We start from the raw sequence: 23,339 nt of genomic DNA on the forward strand, positions 1-23,339 counted from the left end.
ACGTTGCGGGTTAACACCCATGATTTGGCCACACCTCCGAAAGCTGCCAGAAGGTTTCCAATTTCTATAATCGCCGTCATTCACCCAGAAAGCGCCGCATGCAGCACCCAGCGGCGACCAACCTAAGGAGACTGCTTCATGCGTACCTTGCGCCAGATTGCCGCTGTATCAGGTGTTGCGTTCACCCTTGCCGCCGCTTCGGCCGCCGCTCGCGCGGAAAAGCTCACGATCATGGTCGGTGGCGCCACCAAGATCATCTATCTGCCCGCCAAGCTGACGGAGCAACTCGGCTACTTCAAGGACGAAGGCCTCGACGTCGAAATCCTCTCTCAGCCGGCCGGCGTCGATGCGGAAAACGAACTGCTCGCGGGCGCGGTGCAAGGCGTGGTGGGCTTCTACGACCACACCATCGACCTGCAAAGCAAGGGCAAGGAAGTCCAGGCGCTGGTGATCTTCGGCCAGGTGCCGGGCGAAGTGGAAATGGTGTCCACCAAGGCTGCGGACAGTTTCAAGAGCATGGCCGACGCGAAGGGCAAAACGCTCGGCGTGACGGGGCTCGGTTCGTCGACCAGCTTCCTCACGCAATACCTCGCACAACGTGCGGGCGTGCCGTCCACGCAATACACGCTGCTGCCTGTTGGCGCGGACAACAGCTTTATCGCGGCAATCAAGCAGAGCCGTATCGACGCGGGCATGACGACCGAGCCGACCGTCTCGCAGTTGCTGAAGACCGGCGACGCCAAGGTGCTGGTCGACATGCGCACGCTGGAAGGCACGCGTGCCGCGCTCGGCGGCACCTATCCGGCTTCGAGCTTCTACGTTCAGCGCGCGTGGGCTGAATCGCACAAGGACGACGCCGCGAAGCTCTCGCACGCTTTCGCAAAGACGCTGAACTTCATCGCGACGCATAGCGCCGAAGAGATCGCCGCGAAGATGCCGAAAGACTACTACGGCAACAACAAAGACCTGTATGTCGGCGCGCTGAAGGCGTCGCTGCCAATGTTCACGAAAGACGGCAAGATGCCCGCCGACGGTCCGGATACCGTGCTGAAAGTGCTGTCGGCGTTCAATCCTTCAGTGAAGGGTAAGCATATCGACCTCGCCAAGACTTACACCAACGACTACGTGTCGGCACCGGTCAAGACGGCGGCGAAATAGCGCCTTTTTCAACATCACGCGAACAACGAGGCACCAGCCGATGAACCAACCTTTGTCACGCGACACGCCAGCCATCGAGATGCGCAATGTGTCGTGCCGTTTCATTTCCCCTGATGGCAAGGCGACGATCGCGTTGCGCGACTTCAGCATGTCGGTGGCGCGCGGCGAATTCGTCGCCGTGGTCGGACCCACGGGTTGCGGCAAGTCCACCACGCTCAGCATGATTACCGGCCTGCTGAAGCCCACCACGGGCGAAGTTCGCGTGATGGGCGCGCCGGTGGACGGCATCGATCCGCGTATCGGTTTCGTCTTTCAGGCCGACGCCGTATTCCCGTGGCGTTCGGTGCTCGACAACGTCGCCGCGGGTCCGCTGTATCGCGGCCGTTCGAAATCCGCCGCGTACGACGAAGCCAACGAATGGCTGCGTCGGGTGGGCCTCGACAAGTTCGGCAAACACTATCCGCATCAACTGTCCGGTGGTATGAGAAAGCGCGTGGCGCTCGCGCAGACCTTTATCAACAAGCCGGAAATCCTGCTGATGGACGAGCCGTTCTCCGCGCTCGACATGCAGACCCGCACGCTGATGCAGGACGAACTGCTGCAACTGTGGGGCGGCGCCGGCTCAGTGGTGTTCGTCACACACGATCTGGAAGAAGCGATTGCACTCGCCGACCGCGTATTCGTGCTGACCGCGCGCCCGGCGACGTTGAAGAAGGTGTATGAAATCGATCTGCCGCGTCCGCGGGTCACCTCGGAAATTCGCTACGAGCCGCGTTTTATCGAAATCTCGCGCGACATCTGGCATGACTTGCGCGAAGAAGTGCAGATCGGTTAATCAAGGAACGGCAAACATGTCTACTACCCCTCAACAGATGATGCCTTCGGGCATCGACGCCGCCTCGCTCGCTCATGTCGAACGTGTGGCGCAAAAACGCATCCGGCAACGTCAGGCGCTGGTAATCACGCTGCGTATCGTCGTGCTGGTCGTCGTGCTCGGCGGCTGGGAACTGTCCGCGCGCCTGAAGTGGATCGATCCGTTCTTCTTCTCGATGCCGAGCGCCATTTTCGAACAGATCGTCGACTGGTTCGTGAACGGCACTTCGCAAGGTCCGCTGCTGACGCAAGTGTGGGTCACTCTCGAAGAAACCGGGCTCGGCTTCATTATCGGTTCGGTGGCCGGTGTGTTCTGCGGCATCGTGCTGGGCCGCAACAAGCTGCTCTCCGACGTTTTCAGTCTTTACATCAAGATCGCCAACTCCATTCCGCGCGTGGTGCTCGGGTCGGTGTTCGTGATTGCACTGGGACTGGGCATGGCGTCGAAGGTGGCGCTGGCGGTGGTGATGGTGTTCTTCGTCGTGTTCGCCAACGCTTTCCAGGGCGTGCGTGAAGCGGATCGCTACATGATCGCGAATGCGCAGATTCTCGGCGCGTCGCGCCGTCAGGTGACGACCTCGGTGGTGATCCCGTCGGCATTGAGCTGGATTCTCGCGAGCTTGCACGTGAGCTTCGGGTTCGCACTGGTCGGTGCGGTGGTCGGCGAATTCCTCGGCTCGAAGCAAGGTATCGGACTCTTGATCTCGACTGCGCAAGGCGCGTTCAACGCAAGCGGGGTGTTCGCCGCGATGATTGTGTTGGCCGTGGTCGCACTGGCAGCGGACTATCTGTTGACTGCGGTCGAACAGCGGCTGTTGAAGTGGCGGCCGGCCGCGGTTTGAGCGAGCGGCATTAGCCGAGTAGAAGCTCACGTTTAAAAAACGCCGTTCAGTCACAGGCTGAACGGCGTTTTTTTTGTGCGAATGAAAGATTAAAGTAAGGCCCAATTAACCTGGCTGGATTTTTTCAAGCAAAGCGCCATCCGCGCATTCAGGATGGCTGATTAATACTTGAAATTGAATGCAACCCATCCGTCTCCTTCACATGGTGGAGGCAAGTCCGACTCTCTGAACCGTCGCCGAACGACAAATCCCCAGCGTGCACCTTTCCTTGCAATACGAAGCTTTTCGATAACGCACATCTCTGGTGCGCTGCGCAGAATTCGACAAGGAAGCCGGTGATCGTCTCCGCCCTGTGTCTCGCCAGATTGTCCGGCAAGTGTCGCGTTCAAGCCTGGCGGAACTTCCGCAATGAGGTGCCGCAAGGGCGGCGCCAAGGGTTTGAAGGAGAGGGACATGAAGAAGGCTCTGATCATCGCAGGCGGACTGCTTTGCGGGTTCGCATGGCAAGCGTACGCTCAGGACGCCAGCACGGAGAGTACCGCGCAAGCTCAACCGACAGCGGCCGACGCAATGGGCGGGCAGCCCTCCACCACTTCGATGTCCGGCGGGCCGGCAAAAGCACAGGGACTCACGCGTGCGGACGTCTACCAGCAGCTCATTCAAGCGCAAAAAAGCGGCGAAGCAGCGCGCTTGCAAGATCTGTTCAAGGGAGGCAACTAAACTGTGCTGTGGCATGGGGCCGGCCGCCTGGTTGAATAATTTGCCGCCGGCTCCGCTGCATGCATGACGCGTATTTGTCCTGTCGCCCGACAGGACAAATACGGCGTCTGATCGAAACACCTCATTTTCCCGCCCCTCTCCCGCAGCCTGTCTCCCGCCGGCAAACTCACGCTCGTCATTCGTTGGCCGCCACGCAACACATTCCCGCGCCCACACCTGTCGCGATTGCCTACACGCCCGTTGCATAAGGCACTGTGCGCAATGGCACGGTCGATGCGTAATAACCACCACCCAGTCGTGCACTTACCAACATCGGTTGAATCGAGGTGCGTCATGTCGAGTGTGCAGAGCCAACGTCGGCCAGTGAATTGGCGAAGCCGGCCTTTTTCCACGGACGGCCGTTCAAAGCGTCATCCGGCAAGCCGCAACTTCTCAGCGGGATTGGTGCCGTTCGGCTTGCGGACCGCCGGCTTCATCGGGCGAGGTCCGAAACAATTGTGGCCGTATGTTTTACCGTGGGTGTTCGCGGTGCTCACCATCGGTTTTTTCTGCCTCGTCGTACGCGGCGTACTTACTCGGCAATTGCTGGTGCCACCCGTCGAGACGCCGCAGTCGCTGGTGGAACGCGGCTATACATCGAACTTCCTCGCGGAACGCATCATGTCTTCGATGCGGGCGATCGGACAGGACGCCGAGTCGATTCCGCACGACACCATGACGGACAACGACGCACAACCGGACATCCAGATCCCCGGTCAGGAGATGTCGTATGCGACCACCGTGCGCTTCATTAAAGGCGTCATCAAACGCACAGACGTTGTCGTTCATGTCGGCATCACGAAGGTCAACGACAGCGCGGATTCCTACGTGGCGCATGTGCAGATCGAAGGCGGTCCGTTTGATTCCCGCGAAAGCACGGTGTCATTCGAAGGTCGCGATCTGGAGAAGTTCGTGCACGACATTGCGGTCAAAGCCATGCGCCTGGCGGAGCCGAATATTCTCGCCAGTCATCTCTATTCGCAAGTGCAGAGAACCAAGTGTTCGCTCGCGCAATGCGACTACGGCGAGATCGTCACGATCTACAACGAAGTGCTCGCACTGCCAGCCTCCGAGCAAGGCGAATGGGCGCTCGCCGGCAAAGCGTGGCTGCTTGCCAATCAGGGGCTGTCCAAAGAGGCCGAACAGCAAACCCGCGAGGCACTGACCGTGTACCAGCATTCAGCGGTGCTGCACGCAAGCCTTGGCATTGCACTCGAACAGCAGCATCGCATCGACGAGGCACTCGAAGCCCTGCGAACCGGCGCGAGCGAGAAGTCGAAGACGGCGGAAAATCTGCGTCTTCTCGGCGACGTGCTGTTGCATGCGAATCGCTATTCCGAAGCACTCGATGCATTCAAGCAGGCCGACAGAATGAAGCCGGACTCTGTCGACAATCTGCACGATTGGGGCGAAGCGCTCGTCACTGCCGGCCGCTACGACGAAGCAATCGAAAAGCTCTCTCGCGCCGTCGCACTGCGCCCCGACCTGGCGCCCTCTTACGCGGAATGGGGCCGGGCACTGGATCGCAAAGGCGATCTGTCCGGCGCCTCGCGCAAATACGCGCAAGCGTTGCAACTCGACGCGGGCACTTTGTCAACTCGGGAAACTCATCTGGCGCGGCTTGCCAGAGCGGCGCAGGGAGGCAACCGCCCAGATGCGTCAACACCAGACGGGGGAGTCAGACCCGTTTCGAATCCACCCGCCTCGCTTGCATTGCAAACCGCGTAACGCACACCCGGCCATGCAGAAAGTTTAGCCCCGCAGCACCCAACCGTTGCAGTAATACACCCAGTTGACGAGGAGATGTTCGATGGACAGTTTCGAAGATGCGTTCAAGGCTCTGATCGGCAGTGAAGGCGGTTACTCCTTCAATCCTCACGACCCTGGCGGTGAAACGATGTGGGGCGTCACGGCGCGCGTGGCACGAAGCGCGGGCTATGCCGGCGCCATGAAAGACCTGCCGCTGGATACCGCCAGACAGATCGCCAAACAGAAATACTGGGACCCGCTGCACCTCGACGAACTGGACCCGCGCGTCGCCTTCCAGATCTTCGACGCCAACTACAACGGCGGCCTCGTGGTGCTGTGGATGCAAAAAGCTTCCGGTGCGAAAGAGGACGGCAAGTTCGGCCCCGACACACTCGATGCAATCAAGAGCGCCGACCCTTTGAAGTTTGTCATGCGCTTCGCCGCTTATCGCTTGCGTTACCTGCGCAACCTGCACGCATGGCCCAATTTCAGCCGTGGATGGACCGAAAGAATGGCCGCTAATCTTCTCCTGGGAGCAGCATGATGGACTGGTCTAAAGTAGCGTCGAACATCGGCAGTAGCGCGCCGCTTCTCGCCGGCCTCGTGGGTGGTCCGATCGGCGTAGGCGTGAGCGCCGCCGCCGCGATCATTTCGCATGCGCTCGGCACGCCGAGCGACCCGGGCGTGGTGGAACTCGCGTTGAACGATCCCGGCGCACTCGAAAAGGTCCGGCAAGCCGAGAGCGCGAACTCGTTGCAGTTGCAACAGTTGATGGTCACGGCCGCCCAGGCGAGCCTCGCGCATGAAAGCGACATGGCGCGCATCCAGGCCGCCGACCGGGCTGACGCGCGTGCAATGGGTATCAGCAATAAGGACTGGGTGCCCAAAGTCCTTGCGATGGCGGTCACCGCCGGCTTCTTCGGCATTCTGCTGCTCATGGCCTTTCAGCCACTGCCGGGCGCCAACAAGGATCTCGTCAACGTGATCGTCGGCGCATTGGGTACGGCGTGGATCAGCATCATCGGCTACTACTTCGGCACGTCGGTGGGATCGATGCGAAAGACCGAACTGCTCGCGAAGCCCAGCGTGCCCATCACCCCGGACAGCGCGCTCACGCTGCGCGAACCCGCCACGGCTTCAACGGCGCGGCCACAAGCGGCGCCGGCTTCGTCGCACAGCGAGGCATTCCAGCAATTCACGCCGGGTGGACAGGGCCCGATTTTCTCGGGCAGTTGATGGCAATTCGTTCACGGACCAGATGCGGCACGCAACGAGACAACGGCTCGATGCGTGCTGCGTCGCCCGTATCCCCCTCCCGCATCCGCGTGCTTTGTCTCAAATCCAGCAACAAACATTACCTGAAACGATGATTACTCTCTCCAGTTCGCAAAACTACAATGTAATCACTGAATACGAACAACACCGTTCGTAGCAAGATAAAAACCGAATTGGAGGTAGTTCATCATGAAATCACTCATTCAAGCTGTTGTTATCGCTGCCGTGCTGGCCGCTCCGGTTGCTTCGTTTGCGCAGTCCAATCAGCCCGTGACCCGCGCCCAAGTGCGCGCCGAACTGGTTCAACTCGAAAAAGCAGGCTATCAACCCGGCGCCGCCGATCCGTACTATCCGGCCGACATTCAGGCCGCCCAAGCTCGCGTCGCTCGTGAAAACGGCACGGCACAGGCAGCGGAAAGTGGCTACGGTGGTACGGTGAGCGGCGCTTCTCAAGCAGGCCGCCCGGTTCCCGCAAATGGTCCGCAGTCGGTTTATTTCGGTCACTAAGCAGTAGCTGCGCGGTAATCAGGCAGTAACCCGACCGTAACCAGCTATCCGGCGAGTTGAACGGCACAGGCACGAAGCCTTCTTGTGCGACGATCAACCGCCTGGCGCACCAGTAACCGGTGCGCGATGATTCAAAAACAAACTGGCCCGCGACCGGTATCTCCGATCGCGGGCCAGTTGTCTATTGGTTACCTCCGTCATCGGCCTCCCGATGGCTTCGCCTGGACCCTTTACGGTCCGGGCGCTTTTTATTGGCGCTGCCGTTCCGCCGCGCCTTTGTCAGTATCGAAACGAAGCCCGCATTGGCGGACAAAGGCCGGTTTCAGATAATGGGCACGCGACTCGCGTCAGTCCCGTGCGATGAGATCGCCCACTTGACCGCGCCCGGTGACGAGACAGCTCGAGAGAAAATTCTCGCCCTGGCTGCTGGCCCCGATGTCTCCAAAGCCTTTTTTCAGCGCGTTCGATTTGACCATTTCCGCGCCCTGGTGACACGTTATTGTCCCCATCTCGCCCGCTTGCGCGCGCATCAGCGCTCTATCCGCCATCAGATAGCCGAGCAGCAGCACTACGGCAATATTGAACGCTTGTCTCATGGTTCGCCTCCTCTTTAGAAGAGACTAACGCGAACCATGCATACACGGTCCTAGGGGTTTCCCGATTGATGGCTATTCCATGATGCAGATTAAATCAGCTCTGCTTGTCTCGTCACCTTCAAAGCCGGGCTTCGATTTGCCTGATTCGCTGTTCAATAGCGTTGCGCACCAGTCCATTCGAAGGCACCAGCAACAGTGACGACGCGATGATCTGATACACCTTGTTCCGCCGCACTTTGGACACTCTCCGCGGATCGAGCCAGGCATCGTTCTCCGCGAGCAGAAGCAGTGTCTCAAGGCCGATCAGGATCGGCCACAAACAGGCGAGCCGCAAACGCACGGAAAATGCGGGAATCGCCAGTGTGTAATCGAGGGCTTCGCGGAAATGATCGAGTGTCTTGCGCAAAAGCTCCACCATCAACGGCCGGGCACGCACCGAATTGGCCGGCACCAGCAAATCCTGCGCGCTTAGACCATATCGGTTGAGCAAGGTCTGCGGCAGATAACAGCGGCCGATCCGTAAATCCTTGCCGCAGTCGCGCAGCACATTGGTCATCTGCAGCGCCTTGCCGAAGCGCACGCCGCGCCGTGCCATCGTCTCGGGCCGCTCCTTCAGCGTGCCGGGCATGTGCGCGTAGGTCATCGTGGTCCAGAATTCGCCGACACAACCCGCCACCAGATACGTGTAGCGGTCGAGTTCGTCGTATTCGCGCAGCGCCGCGATCTGACCGGAACGTTCGTCGGGGAAAGTGCGAAGATCGAACTCCATGCCTTCGGTCAGCGTCGAAACGATCTCGCGCACGGCCTTGCGATCCGATTCGCTCAGTTGCGACAACACAGCGAGCGCGGGTCCGAGCGATTCGAGCAGCACTTTCTCGTCCGACTGGTCCTGCTGCCCCGCTACTTCCGCGGCCATGCGTTGGAATAGCGCGCCGTCGTCCGTTGCGCCGTTCACCTGAGCACGCAGCGACAACAGCAAGGTGAGGCGTTGTTCCGGCGAGATCAGCGAGGTGTCCGCAATCGTGTCGGCCGCGCGCGCCAGCAGATAAGCGAGTCCGATCGGATCGCGCATCCCGACGGGCAGCACGCGCAGGGTGAGATAGAAGGAGCGTGAAACGCCTTTCAGGAGCGGGCCGAGAAGGAAGGCCCGGGTCGGATTCGGCATGGATGGGATCAGGTCGGAGTTGTGCAAGAAGCAGGCAAAAAAACGGGCAAAAGTCGGGCGCTGCCGAATTGTATACGGCGAAGCGCCTCTGCCGTGCGCGGTAGACCTGTCCTGCCCCATCAGCCCTCTTATTGTTTCCTCGCCGCTCAGGCGTCTTGCTGAAGTCCCAGCACGCCGATTGCGTTCTGTTTGAGAATCAACGGCTGCACCTCTTCCCTGAACCCGACCTGCTTGAAATCCTCCAGCCAGCGGTCCGGTTGAATCAGCGGAAAATCCGAACCGAAAAGCATCTTGCGCTTCAGCACCGTATTGGCGTGGCGGATCAACTCGGGCGAGAAATACTTCGGCGACCAGCCGGACAAGTCGATATAGACATTGGGCTTATGCAAGGCGATCGATAACGCCTGCTCCTGCCACGGCCACGACGGATGCGCGATCACGATGTTCATGTCGGGGAAATCCGCCGCGACGTCGTCGAGATAAATCGGCTCCGAATACTTCAGACGCAGCCCGCCGCCGCCTCGCATGCCCGACCCCATGCCGGAATGGCCGCTGTGAAAAACCGCCGTGAGCCGATGTTCGGCAATCAGTTCGTACAGCGGATAAGCCAGCCGGTCGTTGGCAAAAAAAGCCTGCATCGTGGGATGAAACTTGAAACCACGCACGCCGTGTTCCTCGATCAGCTTGCGCGCTTCGCGCACTCCCATCTTGCCCTTGTGCGGATCGATGCTGGCAAAGGCGATCATGATGTCGCTGTTTTTCTGCGCGAATTCGGCGATCTCCTCATTCGGTATTCGACGCCGCCCGAGGTTCGCTTCGCAGTCCACGGTGAACATCACGAAGCCGATCTTGCGCTCCCGATAGTGTTCGATGGTTTCGGGAATCGTCGGCCGCCGCCCGAGTTTCAGCACGGTGCCGAAGTACCTGTCGGCGGCATCGTCGAATTCCTTGCCGAACAGATCCGGCGGCTGGCAGCACGAAACCTCCGCGTGCACGTGCGTGTCGATTGCGACGAGTTGATCGAGATTCATCCACCTTTCCCTGTGTGATTCCGCGGCGAGCACATCACGTCACGTCACGTCGCGCCGCATGCGCTCGCGACAATCACCGCGGGATCGCGCCGCCCCGCGTCATACATCGCCTCGACGAGCGCCGCACGATGCGTCAACACCGCACGCTGATTGATCGAGCCTTTGTCGGTTATCTCGCCGAGATCGAGCGACGGCGCGACATCCATGAGCCGCAAACGCGCGATGGTCGTCGCGCCGCCCGTGGCGCCGCGATTGAGCGTGTCGAGCAGCGCGGCGAAGTGCGCACGCACGGCGGGTGCTTCGACCACCTCTTGCGCGCTCGCCGAAGCGGGCAAGCGAGCCAGCCGCTTGCAATCGTCGACGCGCGGAAAGACCAGCAGGCCCACATCGTCGCGATTCATGCCGGTGACCACCACGTCCTGCACATAAGGTGCGCCTTCGGAGATCACGCGTGCCCGCATCGGACCCACGCTCACGAAGGTGCCCGAACTCAGCTTGAAGTCTTCCGCGATGCGCCCGTCGAACAGCAATCCGAGTTCGGGTCGCGTCACGTCGACAAAGCGCAAGGCGTCGCCGCTGCGGAAATAGCCTTCTTCGTCGAACGCGTTTTCCAACTCCGCCGCGTCGGCGCGCCAATATCCGGCCATGACGTGCGGCCCGCGATAACGCGCCTCGAGCTTGTCGCCCACCGGCGCGAGTTTGACTTCGCAGCCGTGCGCCGGCAGTCCCACGTAACCCGCGCGCATGATCGGACCCGTGGTGAACAGACACGAAGGCGAGGTTTCCGTCATGCCGAGTCCGGCCATGATGCGTATGCGCTCGCCGCAATATGTTTCAGTGACGCGTTCGAGCCTGTCCCACGCTGCTTGCGACAGGCCGGCACCTGAGAAGAAATAGACCTTCACGCGTGAGAAGAATGTCTCGCGCAATTGCTCGTCGCGTTCCAATGCGATCGCCAGTTCCTCCCAACCCTTCGGCACGTTGAAGTAGATGGTCGGCGCGATTTCACGCAGATTGCGCAGTGTTTCCTCGAATTTTCCGTTGACCGGTTTGCCGTCGTCGATATAGAGGGTGCCGCCGTTGTAGAGCGCGATACCTGCGTTATGGCTGCCGCCGAACGTATGGTTCCAGGGCAGCCAGTCGACCAGCACCGGCGGCTCCTTCGCGAACTCGGGAAACGTTTCGAGCAGCATCTGCTGATTGCTGCACAGCATGCGGTGCGTGGTCGGCACCGCCTTCGGCAGCTTGGTCGAACCGGAGGTGAACAGAAATTTGGCGATGGCGTCCGGGCACACCGCGGCGTGAACGGAGTCGACCGTGGTGGGCGTTGTGTTCAGCAGGTCGTCGAACGAGGTCACGTTGCGTGCCGCCGGCTGTTCTCGCGGCAATTTCGCGGCCATCACTTCGACATCGGAAGACACGGTTGCGTCGATTGCCTTGGCGAACGTATCGTAGGCGCTTACAAACACGAGACCAGGTGTCAGCAAATCGATCGTATGGCGCAGCTTGCCGAAGTCGCCGGAAGCCAGCGCATAGGCGGGCGAAATCGCGGCGTAGGGAATGCCCGCCCACATCGCACCGAGCGCGAGTTGCAGATGTTCGAGATCGTTGCCCGACAGAATCACGACGGGCCGCTCAGCGGACAGATCGCGTGCGAGCAGCGCCTGGCCGATTGCGCGTGCGCTTTGCAAAGCCTTCGCGTAGCTCAGGCCGATCCATTGACCATCGCTGCCGCGACGCGCCGCCAGCCATCGCTCGGGATGCGCCTGCGCGCCGCTCACGAGCCGTTCGGTCATACGTTGCGGATGCGCGCCGAGCGGTTCGGCCGCGCGCAAATACCACGTGTCGCCCTGCCGCTGCGTGTGCAACGACGAAGCGCCGATCGTCGTCGCCCGGTAGCGCTTCGGCGCATCGGGGGTGTTCGGTTGTATCGGCTCGGAATGCAAAGCCTGTCTCCTCTGTGAAAAGCCCGATCGCAACGATCAGACCGGATAGTGCCGAGGTCCGGTTTGAATCGTGATCCAACGCAGATCCGTGAACTCTGCAATCGACGCCTTGCTGCCGAATCGCCCGTAACCGCTTTTCTTCACACCGCCGAACGGCATCTGCGCTTCATCGTGCACCGTCGGACCGTTGATATGGCAGATGCCAGATTCGATACGCTTCGCCACGTTCAACGCGCGCGACACATCGCGACTGAATACCGCTGCCGAGAGTCCATATTCGCTGTCGTTGGCGATTCGAATCGCTTCCTCGTCGCCGTCCACGCGCTGCACCGTCACTACCGGCCCGAACGATTCTTCCGCATACAGTTTCATGGCAGGCGTGATGCCATCTACGATCACCGGCTGCATCGCGGCGCCTTCGACCGTGCAGCCAACTGGCAACTTGGCGCCCTTCTCGTGCGCATCCTCGATCAACGTCTTGATGCGTTGCGCGGCGGCTGCGCTCTCGATCAAGCCGAGCACGGAATCCGCAGCGGCCGGATCGCCCGCTTTCAATGTCAGCGCTTTCGCCGCGAGTTTCTCCACCAACGCATCCGCAATCTTCCCGTCGACGATCACGCGCTCCGTCGACATGCAAATCTGCCCCTGGTTGAAAAACGCGCCGAACGCGATGCCGGCCACTGCCGCGTCCAGATCGGCGTCGTCGAGCACGACCACCGGCGCCTTGCCGCCGAGTTCGAGCAACGCAGGCTTCAGATGCGACGCCGCATGTTGCGCGACAATGCGCCCCACTCGCGTCGAACCCGTGAAATTCACGCGACGTACCGCCGGATGCGCGATCAGCCGCTCGACGATCGCCGGCGCATCTTCAGCGGAATGCGTGATCACGTTGACGACGCCGTCGCCGAGACCGGCTTCCTGCAGCACGCTGCCGATCAGTCGATGCACGCCGGGACAGCCTTCGGATGCCTTGAGCACGACCGTGTTGCCGCACGCGAGCGGCATGGCAATGGCGCGCGTGCCCAGAATCACCGGCGCGTTCCACGGCGCCATGCCCAGCACCACGCCGCATGGCTGGCGCACCGCCATCGCGAGATTCCCAGGTACGTCGGAGGGAATCACGTCGCCGTCGATCTGCGTGGTCATGGCCGCGGCTTCGCGCAGCATGTTGGCGGCGAGCATGACGTTGAAGCCGTACCAGTTCGGCATCGCGCCGGTTTCGGCGACACCGGTTTCGATGAACTGCGCGGTGCGGGCATCCATCAGATCGGCCGCTGCCAGCAGCCGCTTGCGGCGCTCGGTCGGCGCCAGCGCCGACCAGGCCGGAAAGGCCCGCGACGCCGCTTCGACCGCGGCGTCGGCATCGGCCAGCGTGGCCGCCGCCGCGCGCGACGCAGCCTGGCCGCTCGCGGGATTGATCCGCTCGAAGGTCTTGCCGTCCGCTGCGCCACGGCTTTCGCCGTCAATCAACAAAGTCACTTCATGCATGTCTGTCGTCTCCTCGCTGTCTGTCTTGCTGCATCTCTCGCCGTAGTCTGCGTGAATTGAAATCCACGCCGATGCGACCGATCAGCGCTTGTACGTTTGCAGACCCGGCTTGATCGCCTTGTCGTCGAGGAACTGCTTGAGGCCCTGCTCGCGGCCGCCTTCCGGATCGCGCAGCTGCGCCTGATCGAGCTTGGCGTACAGGTAGTCTTCGTTCTGATCCCACGTCAATTCGCGGCAACGCTTGAATCCATGCTTGGCGGCGCGCAACACCACCGGATTCTTTTCGAGCAGTTTGCCGGCGAGCGCACGCGTCACCTCGCGCAACTCGGCACGCGGCACGCTCTTGTTGACGAGGCCCATCTGCGCCGCTTCCTGACCGGTGAAGGTCTCGCCCGTCATGATGTAATACAGCGCCTGACGATGCCCGACGGTATCGGCCATTGCTTTGCTCACCAGATTGCCCGGCGGAATGCCCCAGTTGATTTCGGAGAGACCGAACGTGGCTTCGTCGGCGGCGATCGCCAGGTCGCATGCCACCAGCGGCGAGAAGCCGCCGCCGAAGCACCAGCCGTTGACCATCGCAATGGTCGGCTTCGCGTACATGCGCAGCAGTTGCCATTGCCAGCGGCACGCGTCGCGGCGAATCTTTTCCTGCAGGATCTCGGGGCCGGCGTCGACTTCGCGGAAGTATTCCTTCAGGTCCATGCCGGCTGTCCATGCGTCGCCTTCGCCCGTGAGCACCAGAACCTGCGCTTCGGCGTCGAGTTCAACGGCTTCGAGCACCTCGATCATTTCCTTGTTCAGCGTCGGGCTCATGGCGTTGCGCTTCTCGGGCCGATTGAACGAAACCCATGCGATTCCTTCCGCGACATCCACCTTGACGGTTTTCCAACGGCCTGCATAACTCATCTGTTTTCTCCGTGAACGTTGGCCGCGACCGCGGCCTGATGAACGCATTTAATATCAGGCTGCCTGATATGTAAAGTGGAAATTCGTAAGCTCGGTGCAAACCCCTAGCAGCGAAATTCGGGTCGAGGCACGCTAAGATGCCGGATAGACCGAACCTCCTGCCCACGATGAGCAAAAATCAAAATACGCCTGCCGAGCCTGCCGCCACACGCACTCGCCGTTCCAGCCTGCGCCTGACCTATGTGATCGGCAGTCTCGACCGCATCCTGCGGCGCCGCATGACGGAAGCGCTCGCGCCGCTCGGCCTGACGCTCGCGCAATTCACCGCGCTTTCCGTGCTCGAAGCCAAAGGGCAGGCGTCCAATGCGCAGGTCGCCGAGCGTTCGTTCATCACGCCGCAATCGGCCAATGAAGTGATGAACGCGATGGCCGCCCGCAACTGGGTAAGCCGCGAACCGGACCCGACGCACGGCCGCATCGTGCTGCTGCAACTCACGGACGAAGGGCGCGCCGTATTGCGCGAATGCGAGCAGGCCGTGAAAACCATCGAAAAGCAGATGATGGAAGGCATCGAACTCGACGCCGCCGGCGCGGTTCAAACTCACCTCGAAACTTTCGTTCGTAATCTGCGCGGCTAGATCCGCGCACGCTACGCCGCCGAGTCGCTAGGTGTTTTCACCGAACGATTTGCGCTTGTGTTATCAGCCTACCTGATATTAAATCCAGTCCACGATGCAGCGTGTGGAGACGCGCCGCCTCGCCTCGAAGCAAATGCACCGTCGTCTGGCCATCGAAACGATGCGCCGCGCGCGGCGGTGTTCGCTGCGCTGCTGCCGGACATTCCATCTCGGCCTCGCCGATGATCTGACGCCCGCTTGCCGAACCTGTCTGTCGTGCGGACAGCGACTTGGCATCTGCTGTCTTTTAGCGAAACCGGAAAACCACGCCATTTAATAAGGATCACTAACGTGAAAAGAGCCGGAACATTGAATTCGACCGAAGCCACCGCGGTCCCGGCAGCGTCGAGCCGGACAGGCGCCTTCGTCACCCTCGGATTGTGCTTTGCCATTGCCATGCTCGAAGGACTCGACCTGCAGTCGGTCGGCGTCGCAGCGCCGCGCATGGCGCGCGAGTTTGGTCTTTCGGTCGCGCAAATGGGACTCGCGTTCAGCGCCGGCACTTTCGGCTTGCTGCCCGGCGCGATGTTCGGCGGACGGCTCGCCGACCGCATCGGCCGCAAGCGCGTGCTGGTGATTTCCGCGTGCCTGTTCGGCCTTCTGTCGATCATGACCGCGCTGGTGAGCGACTTTCACACGCTCGTGATCGTGCGAGTGCTGACAGGTATCGGACTCGGCGGTGCATTGCCGAATCTGATCGCGTTGTCGTCGGAAGCGGTCGAACCGCGCTCGCGTAGCACAGCCGTGAGCGTGATGTATTGCGGCATTCCGTTCGGTGGCGTGATCGCTTCGGTGATCGGCGTGATGAGTGCGGGCGACGCCGAGTGGCGTCATATTTTCTATGTCGGCGGTGCGGGCCCGCTCGTGCTGGTGCCGCTGCTGCTCGCATTCCTCGCGGATTCGAAGGCATTCACCAAGGCATCGCGCGACGGACAAGCCAGGCCCGCGCCGGTCGGCGAAATCCTGTTCGGCGGCACGCGCGGGCTCTCCACCGTGCAGATCTGGATCAGCTACTTCTGCACGCTGATCGTCCTCTACTTTCTGCTTAACTGGCTGCCTTCGTTGATGGCCGCGAGCGGTCTGACGCGCGCGCAAGTCGGCTACGTGCAGATCTTTTTCAACATCGGCGGCGGGATCGGCGCGCTGTGCATCGGCATGTTGATGGATCGCATGCGCTCGGGCGTGGTAGTGGCCGGCATGTATGTCGGGATCATCGCTTCGCTCGCGACGCTTTCGACGGCGCACGGCTTCGGCGCGCTCGCGGCCTCTGCATTCTTCGCCGGGATGTTCGTGATCGGCGGCCAATCGGTGCTGTATGCGCTTTCCGCCGCGTTCTATCCGACGGCCATGCGCGGCACCGGCGTGGGCGCGGCGGTGGCGGTGGGCCGCATCGGCTCCGTGGTCGGGCCGCTCGCGGCGGGTCAATTGCTGGCGATGGGCCGCAGTTCGTCGACCGTGATTGGCGCGAGCATTCCTGTCACGCTGATCGCGGCAGCCGCCGCGCTGCTCCTGCTGCGCCGCCCACGAGCCGACGACTGACCATCGGCACAAGAAGACCCAACAACAACACACATTCATTCAACGGTTCGGAGACACCCTTCATGCAAGCATCCGCACGTCTTTTACTCTGCGGCGCACTGTGCACCGTCAGCGGCGCCGCAGCGGCTCAATCGAGCGTGACGCTCTACGGCATTATCGATACCGGCATCGAATACGTCTCGCACGCGAACGCCGCGGGCAAGAGCGTGTTCCGCATGCCGTCGGTCACGGGCGAATTGCCTTCGCGCTGGGGTCTGCGCGGCAATGAAGATCTGGGCGGCGGCTATAGCGCGGTCTTCACGTTGGAAAGCGGCTTCAACGTGCGCGCCGGCGATCTCGGTCAGGGCGGACGGCTGTTCGGGCGTCAGGCGTTCGTCGGCATCAAGAGTCCGTACGGCACGGTCTCGTTTGGTCGTCAGTACACCATGACGTACCTCGCGCTGATGGGCGCGGACCTGATCGGCCCTGACATCTACGGATTGGGTTCGCTCGACGCCTACGTGCCGAATGCGCGCGCCGACAACTCGGTGGTGTACCTCGGCAACTATGCGGGCGTGACGTTCGGTGCGAACTACTCTTTCGGCCGCGACTCGGCCGGCACCGGCAACTCGCCGGGCCAGGGCACGTGTACGGGGTCGGTCGCCGGACAGGCGACTCAATGCCGCGAATGGTCCGTGATGCTGAAGTACGACGCGCCGCTGTTCGGCGTCGCGGCGTCGTATGAAGAGCAGCGCGGCGGCAGCACCGCGGCGGCGAACTTCTTCGACGGCATCGCGCCGACTCCGCTCACCAGCGCCGCCGACAAGGACATCCGCACGCATGTGAGCGCCTACGCGAACCTCGGCAAAGGAAAGCTCGGCGTGGGATGGCTCAACCGCCGCGTCGAACCGGGGGCGGAAACGATTGCCAGCGTGCGCTCGAATCTGTTCTTCGTCGCCGCATCGTACAACGTGACGCCCGCTTTCATCGTCGACGGCGAGGTTTATCACATCACCAATAGCGTGCACGACACGCGCGCCACGATGGGCACGCTGCGCACCACCTATCTGCTTTCGAAGCGCACCGCTGTGTACGCCCAGGGCTCGTATCTCGCCAACAGCGCGAAGGCGCGCTACTCGGTCAGCGCCGGCGGCGGCGGCACGACGCCCGCGGCAGGCACCGGCCAGACCGGGGTGATGGTTGGCGTTCGTCATTCGTTCTAGGAGACACAGCATGAAGTGCACCTCGATCGCGCTTGCGGCCGCCGCAGCGCTCACACTCGCCGCGTGCGGCGGCAACGATCTCGGCAGCGCCGCCAACAGCAGCGCCAACAGCTCCGCGTTGCCGCAACTGAGCGCGGCCACGCCCGGTACGCTTGCGGGCAATTGCGCCGCACTCGCCGCGAAGCTCAGCTTCGCCAATACTGTCTTCACCACGGTGTCGGATGTCGCGGCGGGCACGCTCAAAGTAGCCGGCAAACCGATCGCCGAACATTGCCTGATTCAAGGCCGCATGAACCAGCGGGTCAGCAGCGTCGACGGCAAGACCTATGCGATCGGCTTCGAGATGCGCCTGCCGATTGCGTGGAATGGGCGTTTCTTCTATCAGGCCAATGGCGGTCTCGACGGCAATGTGGTCACGGCCACCGGCGAGATCGGCGGCGGTGGTCCCACCAGCGACGCGCTCAACATGGGCTTCGCAGTCATCAGCTCCGATGCGGGGCATAGTTCGGCGCAAAATCCGCTGTTCGGTCTGGACCCGCAGGCGCGCATCGACTACGGCTACAACGCAGTCGCCACGCTCACGCCGATGGCCAAGCAGGTCATCAAGCTCGCTTACGGCAAGGCGCCGGATCGCAGCTATTTCGACGGCTGCTCTAACGGCGGACGTCATGCAATGGTCGCGGCGGCACGCTCGTCGGCGGAATATGACGGCATCATTGCGGGCGATCCGGGCTTTCATTTGCCGAAGGCGGCCGTCGGCGAAATGTGGAGCGCGCAGCAGCTCGCGAAAGTGGCAACAGCGACGACCTCGAACGGCCTGCCCGATATCACGACCGGCTTCACCGCCGCGGAACGTCAAATGGTGGCGTCGAAAATACTGTCGAAGTGCGATGCGCTCGACGGCGTCAGCGACGGCCTCATTCAGGATATCAAGGCATGCCAGGCAAACTTCAGCCTTGCTACCGATGTCCCCACCTGCACGAACAACGTCCGCGACGGCACGTGTTTGACGAGCGCGCAGAAGGACGCCGTCGGCAATGTGTTCTCCGGCGCACGCAACAGTGCGGGCACGGCCCTCTATGCAAGCTTCCCATACGACGCCGGACTCGGCCCTGGCTGGTCCGGATGGAAGCAGGGCAACTCGATCACACTCGACCCGGCCGCGGCGGCCTTCACGTTCACCACGCCGCCGCAAACCGCTTCAGTGTTGAGCCAGTTGTCCGCGTATGCGCTGAACTTCAGCATGGACACCGACGCGCCGAAGATCTTCGCCACCAGCGGCGCGTATAGCGAGTCGGCCTGGTCGTTCATGACGCCGCCCGACGAGACCAATCTGAGCGCATTGAAGCAGCGCGGCGCGAAGCTGATGGTCTATCACGGCACGAGCGACCCGGTGTTTTCATCGAACGACACGACCGACTGGTATCAGCGGCTCACAGCCGCCAATAGCGGCGACGCGTCGAACTTCGCGCGGCTTTACACGATTGCCGGCATGAACCATTGCAGCGGCGGTCCGAGCACCGACCAGTTCGACATGCTCACGCCGCTCGTCGCATGGGTCGAACAGGGCAAGGCGCCGGACAGCGTGGTCGCCACCGCGCGCGACGCAGCCAATGTCGTGCCGAACTCGGACGTGCCCGCCGCCTGGGGCGCGGGACGCACGCGGCCGCTTTGCCCGTATCCGAAAGTGGCGCGCTATCAGGGCGGCGACGTCAACGCCGCGAGTAGTTTCGCTTGCAGCTGAGTTTGTAGCTGAATCAGGAGCGGGCCGTCGGTCCGCTTCACTGTCCCGCCTCGCTGTCCCGCCTCGCGCATGCAATGTGCTTGTGTACTACCGCCTGCGCGAGGCGCGGCCCCGTCTCTCCTCATCCCTGCATCGCGTTGAAAAAATCACCGCGATTCGGCGGTCGGCACTGTTTCTCCTCGCGCGCCTCGCACCTATGCCCGACTTACGGTTCGCCAAGCGCCTCGCCGCCAGTTAGAATCCCCTGCATCTCATGCCGACGCACAGCGTCGCCGCCCGGAGCGGGAACGCGAATTGCTGACAATGGTAGTTTGAGCAATGGACGGTTCCTGTGCGAACCATCGCTTCTCAGCACTTTGAACGACTCTTCGACAATGACTAACCACGAATCTCAGACGTCTCCCCGATCTAACGTGGAAACGGGTGTCCCCGGTCTCGACGAGATCCTGGGCGGAGGTCTGGTCCGCGGCGGCGTGTATCTGCTGGAAGGCATGGCCGGCGCCGGCAAGACCATCCTGTCGAGCCAGATTGGTTTTCATCGTGTAAGTCAGGGCGAAAAGGTGCTGTACATGACCTTGATCGCCGAATCGCACGACAAGTTGCTGGGTCATCTCAAGGGTCTCAGCTTCTTCGACGAAAGCGCGGTCGCCCAGCAGATGCTGTTCGTGTCCGGCTATCACGAACTGATGAACGACGGCCTCGACGGCTTCCTCAAGCTGATTGCCTCGATCATTTACGATTACCGCCCGAGCCTCATGATCATCGACGGGTTTCGGAGCGCGCGCGAGTTCAGCGAGACCGAGCTGTCGCTGTCCAAGTTCATCCACGAACTGAATGCACTGGTCGCGGCCATGGATTGCACGACCTTGCTGCTCGCGCCGCTGTCCGGGAACGAACCGCATCCGGAACATACGCTTGTCGACGGCCTGATCGAACTGAACCGCTACAGCGACGGCATGCGCCGCGCGCGCGAAATCGAAGTCCACAAGATGCGCGCGCGCAATCATTTGATGGGCAAGCATTTCTTCCGCATCGCCGAAAGCGGGCTCCTGATGTTCCCCCGCCTGGAAGCGCAGGGCGCCCTGCCGCCGGGTCCGGTGGATCTGAAAACGCGGCTCGGCTTCGGCCTGCCGCATCTCGACGCCCTGCTCGGCGGCGGCTTTGCGCAAGGCTCTACAACTACGCTGATCGGGCCGTCGGGCGTCGGCAAGACCCTCCTCTGTCTGCAGTTTCTCGCGGCCGGCATCGCGCGCGGCGAGCGTTGCGTGTACCTCGGTTTCTACGAGGGACCGCAGCGGCTGGTCGGCAAAGCTGAGGCCGTGTCGATCGGACTCGGGGACGCGTATGCGGACGGCCGCCTCCTGATTCAATGGCAGCCGGCCGTCGAACTCGCCGTCGACGAACTTGCGGCCACCGCGCTCGCCACGGTCAAGAAAATCGGTGCGTCGCGTATCGTTATCGACGGCGTGGAAGGTTTCCGCGATTCCGCGTTGCGCACCGAGCGCTTCGGCCTGTTCCTGAATGCGCTGCTACACCAGCTTCGCGAAGCCTGCATCACCACGCTGCTCACCGAAGAGTTGCCGCTTTACGCCGATCCCGGCCACGCGAAGAGCGTGCGCGTTTCGGCGCTGACCGAAAACCTCGTGCTGCTGCGTTACGCCGAAACGGAAACGGGTCTGCGCCGCATGATTTCGGTGGTCAAGCAGCGTGAAAGCGCCCACGACACTTCCTTGCGCGAACTAGTGATTTCGTCTCAAGGTCTCGATGTCAACGAAAACCCGGCGAGTGTGGCCAGCCTGCATGCGCCGGCCGGCCTTTCGGCCACACTCCAGCCGCGAAGAAATCCCTAGCCGACCATGAAAACCATTCTGGTCGTGGACGACGAGTTCGACATCCTGACAGTCTGGCGGCTGCTGCTGGAGCGGCACGGCTATACCGTGCTGACGGCGTCGAACGGGGCCGCCGCGCTCGAGCAGATACGCAAGACCCGGCCCGACATCGTCGTGTCGGACTGCATGATGCCGGTCATGTCGGGGCTCCAGTTGTGCGCGGAGCTGAATGCCGATTCCGATCTGCGCGCCATTCCAATCATCCTGTGCAGCGCTGCTGCGGATATCCCCGTGCAGCCGAATCCCCGAATTGAATATGCGCGCAAGCCGCTTTCATTCGATGCCTTGCTGGCCATGCTTCAGCGTATGGGTGCGTAAAGAGTGGGAGCGGAGTAGGAGCGCCGGAACGCCCGTGCGGCAGACCGGCGCAAGCGTCCATCCGCAAACGCTTATTCCTCCCTCTAGGTAAAACCCCGAATTCCTGGCACTTGCCACACCGACTACTCTCGGCACACCCATCTAACAGAACGTCGTTCTATCTAGTAGAACGACGTTGGCGAGAGACACCGACGGAGGAATTCCATGGCAAGCCTGCCGATCGACGACGCATCCGGCGCGTCGCCCCACTCGAGCGCCGACGCGCCGGCGCTCACGCCCGGCGTCAACGCGCGCATCGACCGCCTGCCCGCGACGCGCGCGGTGTGGATGCTGGTGTTCCTGCTGTCGATCGGCGGCTGGTTCGAGTTCTACGATTTGTTCTTCACCGCGTACGTCGGGCCCGGCCTCGTGAAAAGCGGGGTTTATTCGACCACCACCGCGTCCTTCTTCGGCGTGTCCGGCCTTGGCGCGTTCGTGGCGGCTTCGTTTGCCGGGCTCTTCATCGGCACGTTCTTTCTGGCGGGCATGGCCGACCGCTACGGCCGCAAGGCTGTGTTCACCGTGTCGCTGCTGTGGTACTCCGCCGCGACGCTGATCATGGCGCTGCAAAGCACGGCGCCCGCCATCAATCTTTGGCGCCTGATCGCCGGCATCGGCGTGGGCGTCGAACTGGTGACGATCGACACTTACGTCAGCGAACTTGTGCCTAAACATTTGCGCGGACGTGCGTTTGCATTCGTGCATCTGGTGCAGTACACCGCGGTGCCATCGGTCGCGTTTCTCGCGTGGTGGCTGGTGCCGCGTACGCCGTTCGGACTCGACGGCTGGCGCTGGGTCGTGATCATCGGCGCGTTGGGCGCGGTGGTGGTGTGGGCGATTCGCCGACGCCTGCCGGAAAGTCCGCGCTGGCTCGCGCAACAGGGCCGCGCCGCCGAAGCCGAGCAGGTGCTGCGGGCGCTGGAAGCGAAAGTCGCCGCGCAATACGGCAAGCCGCTGCCGCCCGCCGTGCCGACCGTCGAACCGGCGACCACCAAGGCCGCCTTCCGCGAAATCTGGCAACCGCCGTATCGCAAACGCGCAATCACGATGCTCGTCTTCAATCTGTTCCAGGCAATCGGCTTTTACGGCTTCGCTTCGTGGGTGCCGACGCTGCTCGTCTCCAAAGGCGTGACGATTACACACAGTCTGCTGTACTCGTTCGTGATCGCGGTGTCGAATCCGTTCGGACCGCTGATCGGCATGGCGATCGCGGACCGCATCGAACGGAAGACGTTGATTGTGCTGTCGGCACTCGGCATTGCCGTGTTCGGCAGCCTGTTCGCAACGCAAACCTCGCCTGCCATGCTGATGACGCTCGGCGTGCTGATCACGCTGAGCGGCACGCTGCTCTCGGTCGGCTATCACGCGTACCAGACCGAACTCTTCCCGACGCGTTTGCGGGCGCGCGCCGTCGGCTTCGTCTACTCGATGTCGCGTCTGTCAGCCATGTTCTCCGGCTTCATGATCGCCTTCGCGCTGCGTCACTTCGGCGTAAGCGGTGTGTTCGCGTTGATCAGCGCGTCGATGGTGATGGTGATGGGCGCGATCGGTATCTTCGGGCCGCGGACCAACCATCGCAATCTCGACGAGATTTCACATTGAACGCATTGAACGCATTCTGAACAAGAGGTTT

21 protein-coding genes are annotated in these 23,339 nt (G+C 62.0%); 15 read left to right on the top strand and 6 right to left on the bottom strand.

Annotated features, from left to right (window positions below; genetic code table 11):
• Positions 1 to 138: 138 nt before the first annotated feature.
• From B0G82_RS24980 to B0G82_RS25015, 8 genes are all read left to right on the top strand, one after another.
• Positions 139 to 1,158, top strand: coding sequence for an ABC transporter substrate-binding protein (locus tag B0G82_RS24980; RefSeq protein WP_121309395.1), 1,020 nt, complete (start codon positions 139 to 141; stop codon positions 1,156 to 1,158).
• Between the two features lie 40 nt (positions 1,159 to 1,198).
• Positions 1,199 to 1,993 carry an ABC transporter ATP-binding protein gene (locus B0G82_RS24985; RefSeq protein WP_012425936.1) on the top strand — a complete coding sequence of 265 codons (795 nt, stop codon included), beginning with the start codon at positions 1,199 to 1,201 and terminating at the stop codon, positions 1,991 to 1,993.
• Positions 1,994 to 2,009: 16 nt separating this feature from the next.
• Complete coding sequence (locus B0G82_RS24990; RefSeq protein ID WP_116122971.1) at positions 2,010 to 2,873, top strand: ABC transporter permease; 864 nt, start codon at positions 2,010 to 2,012, stop codon at positions 2,871 to 2,873.
• 453 nt (positions 2,874 to 3,326) lie between these two features.
• On the top strand, positions 3,327 to 3,593 hold the full coding sequence (locus tag B0G82_RS24995; RefSeq protein ID WP_116146303.1) for a hypothetical protein: 267 nt from the start codon (positions 3,327 to 3,329) through the stop codon (positions 3,591 to 3,593).
• 333 nt (positions 3,594 to 3,926) lie between these two features.
• The gene (locus tag B0G82_RS25000; RefSeq protein WP_121309396.1) at positions 3,927 to 5,360 is read left to right on the top strand and encodes a tetratricopeptide repeat protein; all 1,434 of its coding nucleotides are present in this window, start codon (positions 3,927 to 3,929) and stop codon (positions 5,358 to 5,360) included.
• Positions 5,361 to 5,442: 82 nt separating this feature from the next.
• Positions 5,443 to 5,925 carry a glycosyl hydrolase 108 family protein gene (locus B0G82_RS25005; RefSeq protein WP_106278723.1) on the top strand — a complete coding sequence of 161 codons (483 nt, stop codon included), beginning with the start codon at positions 5,443 to 5,445 and terminating at the stop codon, positions 5,923 to 5,925.
• Positions 5,925 to 6,617, top strand: a complete 693-nt coding sequence (locus tag B0G82_RS25010; RefSeq protein WP_116146306.1) for a hypothetical protein — start codon at positions 5,925 to 5,927, stop codon at positions 6,615 to 6,617. Before B0G82_RS25005 ends, B0G82_RS25010 begins: the two co-directional genes overlap by 1 nt.
• Positions 6,618 to 6,845: 228 nt before the next feature.
• Positions 6,846 to 7,163 (top strand): DUF4148 domain-containing protein, encoded by a 318-nt coding sequence (locus B0G82_RS25015; protein ID WP_116146308.1) that lies wholly within the window; start codon positions 6,846 to 6,848, stop codon positions 7,161 to 7,163.
• A gap of 347 nt (positions 7,164 to 7,510) precedes the next feature.
• On the opposite strand, the gene B0G82_RS25020 is transcribed toward B0G82_RS25015, so the two are convergent.
• From B0G82_RS25020 to B0G82_RS25045, 6 genes are all read right to left on the bottom strand, one after another.
• On the bottom strand, positions 7,511 to 7,759 hold the full coding sequence (locus B0G82_RS25020; protein ID WP_012425929.1) for a hypothetical protein: 249 nt from the start codon (positions 7,757 to 7,759) through the stop codon (positions 7,511 to 7,513).
• A 118-nt stretch (positions 7,760 to 7,877) separates the two neighbouring features.
• The gene (locus B0G82_RS25025; RefSeq protein ID WP_116146309.1) at positions 7,878 to 8,924 is read right to left on the bottom strand and encodes a phytoene/squalene synthase family protein; all 1,047 of its coding nucleotides are present in this window, start codon (positions 8,922 to 8,924) and stop codon (positions 7,878 to 7,880) included.
• Positions 8,925 to 9,070: 146 nt separating this feature from the next.
• Positions 9,071 to 9,955, bottom strand: coding sequence for an amidohydrolase family protein (locus B0G82_RS25030; RefSeq protein WP_121309397.1), 885 nt, complete (start codon positions 9,953 to 9,955; stop codon positions 9,071 to 9,073).
• Between the two features lie 44 nt (positions 9,956 to 9,999).
• Positions 10,000 to 11,901 (bottom strand): feruloyl-CoA synthase, encoded by a 1,902-nt coding sequence (locus tag B0G82_RS25035; protein WP_121309398.1) that lies wholly within the window; start codon positions 11,899 to 11,901, stop codon positions 10,000 to 10,002.
• A gap of 36 nt (positions 11,902 to 11,937) precedes the next feature.
• On the bottom strand, positions 11,938 to 13,389 hold the full coding sequence (locus B0G82_RS25040) for an aldehyde dehydrogenase (protein ID WP_116146314.1): 1,452 nt from the start codon (positions 13,387 to 13,389) through the stop codon (positions 11,938 to 11,940).
• A gap of 81 nt (positions 13,390 to 13,470) precedes the next feature.
• Complete coding sequence (locus B0G82_RS25045; RefSeq protein WP_121309399.1) at positions 13,471 to 14,298, bottom strand: p-hydroxycinnamoyl CoA hydratase/lyase; 828 nt, start codon at positions 14,296 to 14,298, stop codon at positions 13,471 to 13,473.
• 137 nt (positions 14,299 to 14,435) lie between these two features.
• Here B0G82_RS25045 and B0G82_RS25050 point away from each other — a divergent pair, with 137 nt between their 5' ends.
• The 7 genes from B0G82_RS25050 (at position 14,436) to B0G82_RS25080 (ending at position 23,308) form a co-directional block, all read left to right on the top strand.
• On the top strand, positions 14,436 to 14,936 hold the full coding sequence (locus tag B0G82_RS25050) for a MarR family transcriptional regulator (RefSeq protein WP_116122962.1): 501 nt from the start codon (positions 14,436 to 14,438) through the stop codon (positions 14,934 to 14,936).
• A 348-nt stretch (positions 14,937 to 15,284) separates the two neighbouring features.
• Positions 15,285 to 16,514 (top strand): 3-(3-hydroxy-phenyl)propionate transporter MhpT, encoded by a 1,230-nt coding sequence (gene mhpT, locus B0G82_RS25055; RefSeq protein WP_121309400.1) that lies wholly within the window; start codon positions 15,285 to 15,287, stop codon positions 16,512 to 16,514.
• 62 nt (positions 16,515 to 16,576) lie between these two features.
• Positions 16,577 to 17,716, top strand: a complete 1,140-nt coding sequence (locus tag B0G82_RS25060) for a porin (RefSeq protein WP_121309401.1) — start codon at positions 16,577 to 16,579, stop codon at positions 17,714 to 17,716.
• Between the two features lie 10 nt (positions 17,717 to 17,726).
• Positions 17,727 to 19,460: a tannase/feruloyl esterase family alpha/beta hydrolase gene (locus B0G82_RS25065; protein WP_121309402.1), complete on the top strand. Its 1,734-nt coding sequence runs from the start codon at positions 17,727 to 17,729 to the stop codon at positions 19,458 to 19,460.
• Between the two features lie 374 nt (positions 19,461 to 19,834).
• Complete coding sequence (locus B0G82_RS25070) at positions 19,835 to 21,310, top strand: ATPase domain-containing protein (protein WP_121309403.1); 1,476 nt, start codon at positions 19,835 to 19,837, stop codon at positions 21,308 to 21,310.
• Positions 21,311 to 21,316: 6 nt separating this feature from the next.
• Positions 21,317 to 21,667 carry a response regulator gene (locus B0G82_RS25075; RefSeq protein WP_116146321.1) on the top strand — a complete coding sequence of 117 codons (351 nt, stop codon included), beginning with the start codon at positions 21,317 to 21,319 and terminating at the stop codon, positions 21,665 to 21,667.
• A 204-nt stretch (positions 21,668 to 21,871) separates the two neighbouring features.
• Positions 21,872 to 23,308: an MFS transporter gene (locus tag B0G82_RS25080; protein ID WP_121309404.1), complete on the top strand. Its 1,437-nt coding sequence runs from the start codon at positions 21,872 to 21,874 to the stop codon at positions 23,306 to 23,308.
• Positions 23,309 to 23,339 lie beyond the last annotated feature (31 nt).

Origin of the sequence: Paraburkholderia sp. BL17N1 (assembly GCF_003634175.1) — a bacterium.
Lineage (GTDB): Bacteria > Pseudomonadota > Gammaproteobacteria > Burkholderiales > Burkholderiaceae > Paraburkholderia.

Excerpts from the sequence above, each read along its gene's own strand:
- B0G82_RS25065 (WP_121309402.1), top strand. The coding sequence starts at position 17,727 with ATGAAGTGCACCTCGATCGCGCTTGCGGCCGCCGCAGCGCTCACACTC.
- B0G82_RS25060 (WP_121309401.1), top strand. The coding sequence starts at position 16,577 with ATGCAAGCATCCGCACGTCTTTTACTCTGCGGCGCACTGTGCACCGTC.
- B0G82_RS25010 (WP_116146306.1), top strand. The coding sequence starts at position 5,925 with ATGGACTGGTCTAAAGTAGCGTCGAACATCGGCAGTAGCGCGCCGCTT.
- B0G82_RS25075 (WP_116146321.1), top strand. The coding sequence starts at position 21,317 with ATGAAAACCATTCTGGTCGTGGACGACGAGTTCGACATCCTGACAGTC.
- B0G82_RS25080 (WP_121309404.1), top strand. The coding sequence starts at position 21,872 with ATGGCAAGCCTGCCGATCGACGACGCATCCGGCGCGTCGCCCCACTCG.
- B0G82_RS25030 (WP_121309397.1), bottom strand. The coding sequence starts at position 9,955 with ATGAATCTCGATCAACTCGTCGCAATCGACACGCACGTGCACGCGGAG.
- B0G82_RS25045 (WP_121309399.1), bottom strand. The coding sequence starts at position 14,298 with ATGAGTTATGCAGGCCGTTGGAAAACCGTCAAGGTGGATGTCGCGGAA.
- B0G82_RS25015 (WP_116146308.1), top strand. The coding sequence starts at position 6,846 with ATGAAATCACTCATTCAAGCTGTTGTTATCGCTGCCGTGCTGGCCGCT.
- B0G82_RS24990 (WP_116122971.1), top strand. The coding sequence starts at position 2,010 with ATGTCTACTACCCCTCAACAGATGATGCCTTCGGGCATCGACGCCGCC.
- B0G82_RS25040 (WP_116146314.1), bottom strand. The coding sequence starts at position 13,389 with ATGCATGAAGTGACTTTGTTGATTGACGGCGAAAGCCGTGGCGCAGCG.
- B0G82_RS25070 (WP_121309403.1), top strand. The coding sequence starts at position 19,835 with ATGACTAACCACGAATCTCAGACGTCTCCCCGATCTAACGTGGAAACG.
- B0G82_RS24980 (WP_121309395.1), top strand. The coding sequence starts at position 139 with ATGCGTACCTTGCGCCAGATTGCCGCTGTATCAGGTGTTGCGTTCACC.
- B0G82_RS25000 (WP_121309396.1), top strand. The coding sequence starts at position 3,927 with ATGTCGAGTGTGCAGAGCCAACGTCGGCCAGTGAATTGGCGAAGCCGG.
- B0G82_RS25020 (WP_012425929.1), bottom strand. The coding sequence starts at position 7,759 with ATGAGACAAGCGTTCAATATTGCCGTAGTGCTGCTGCTCGGCTATCTG.
- B0G82_RS24985 (WP_012425936.1), top strand. The coding sequence starts at position 1,199 with ATGAACCAACCTTTGTCACGCGACACGCCAGCCATCGAGATGCGCAAT.
- B0G82_RS25050 (WP_116122962.1), top strand. The coding sequence starts at position 14,436 with ATGCCGGATAGACCGAACCTCCTGCCCACGATGAGCAAAAATCAAAAT.
- B0G82_RS25025 (WP_116146309.1), bottom strand. The coding sequence starts at position 8,924 with ATGCCGAATCCGACCCGGGCCTTCCTTCTCGGCCCGCTCCTGAAAGGC.
- B0G82_RS25005 (WP_106278723.1), top strand. The coding sequence starts at position 5,443 with ATGGACAGTTTCGAAGATGCGTTCAAGGCTCTGATCGGCAGTGAAGGC.
- B0G82_RS24995 (WP_116146303.1), top strand. The coding sequence starts at position 3,327 with ATGAAGAAGGCTCTGATCATCGCAGGCGGACTGCTTTGCGGGTTCGCA.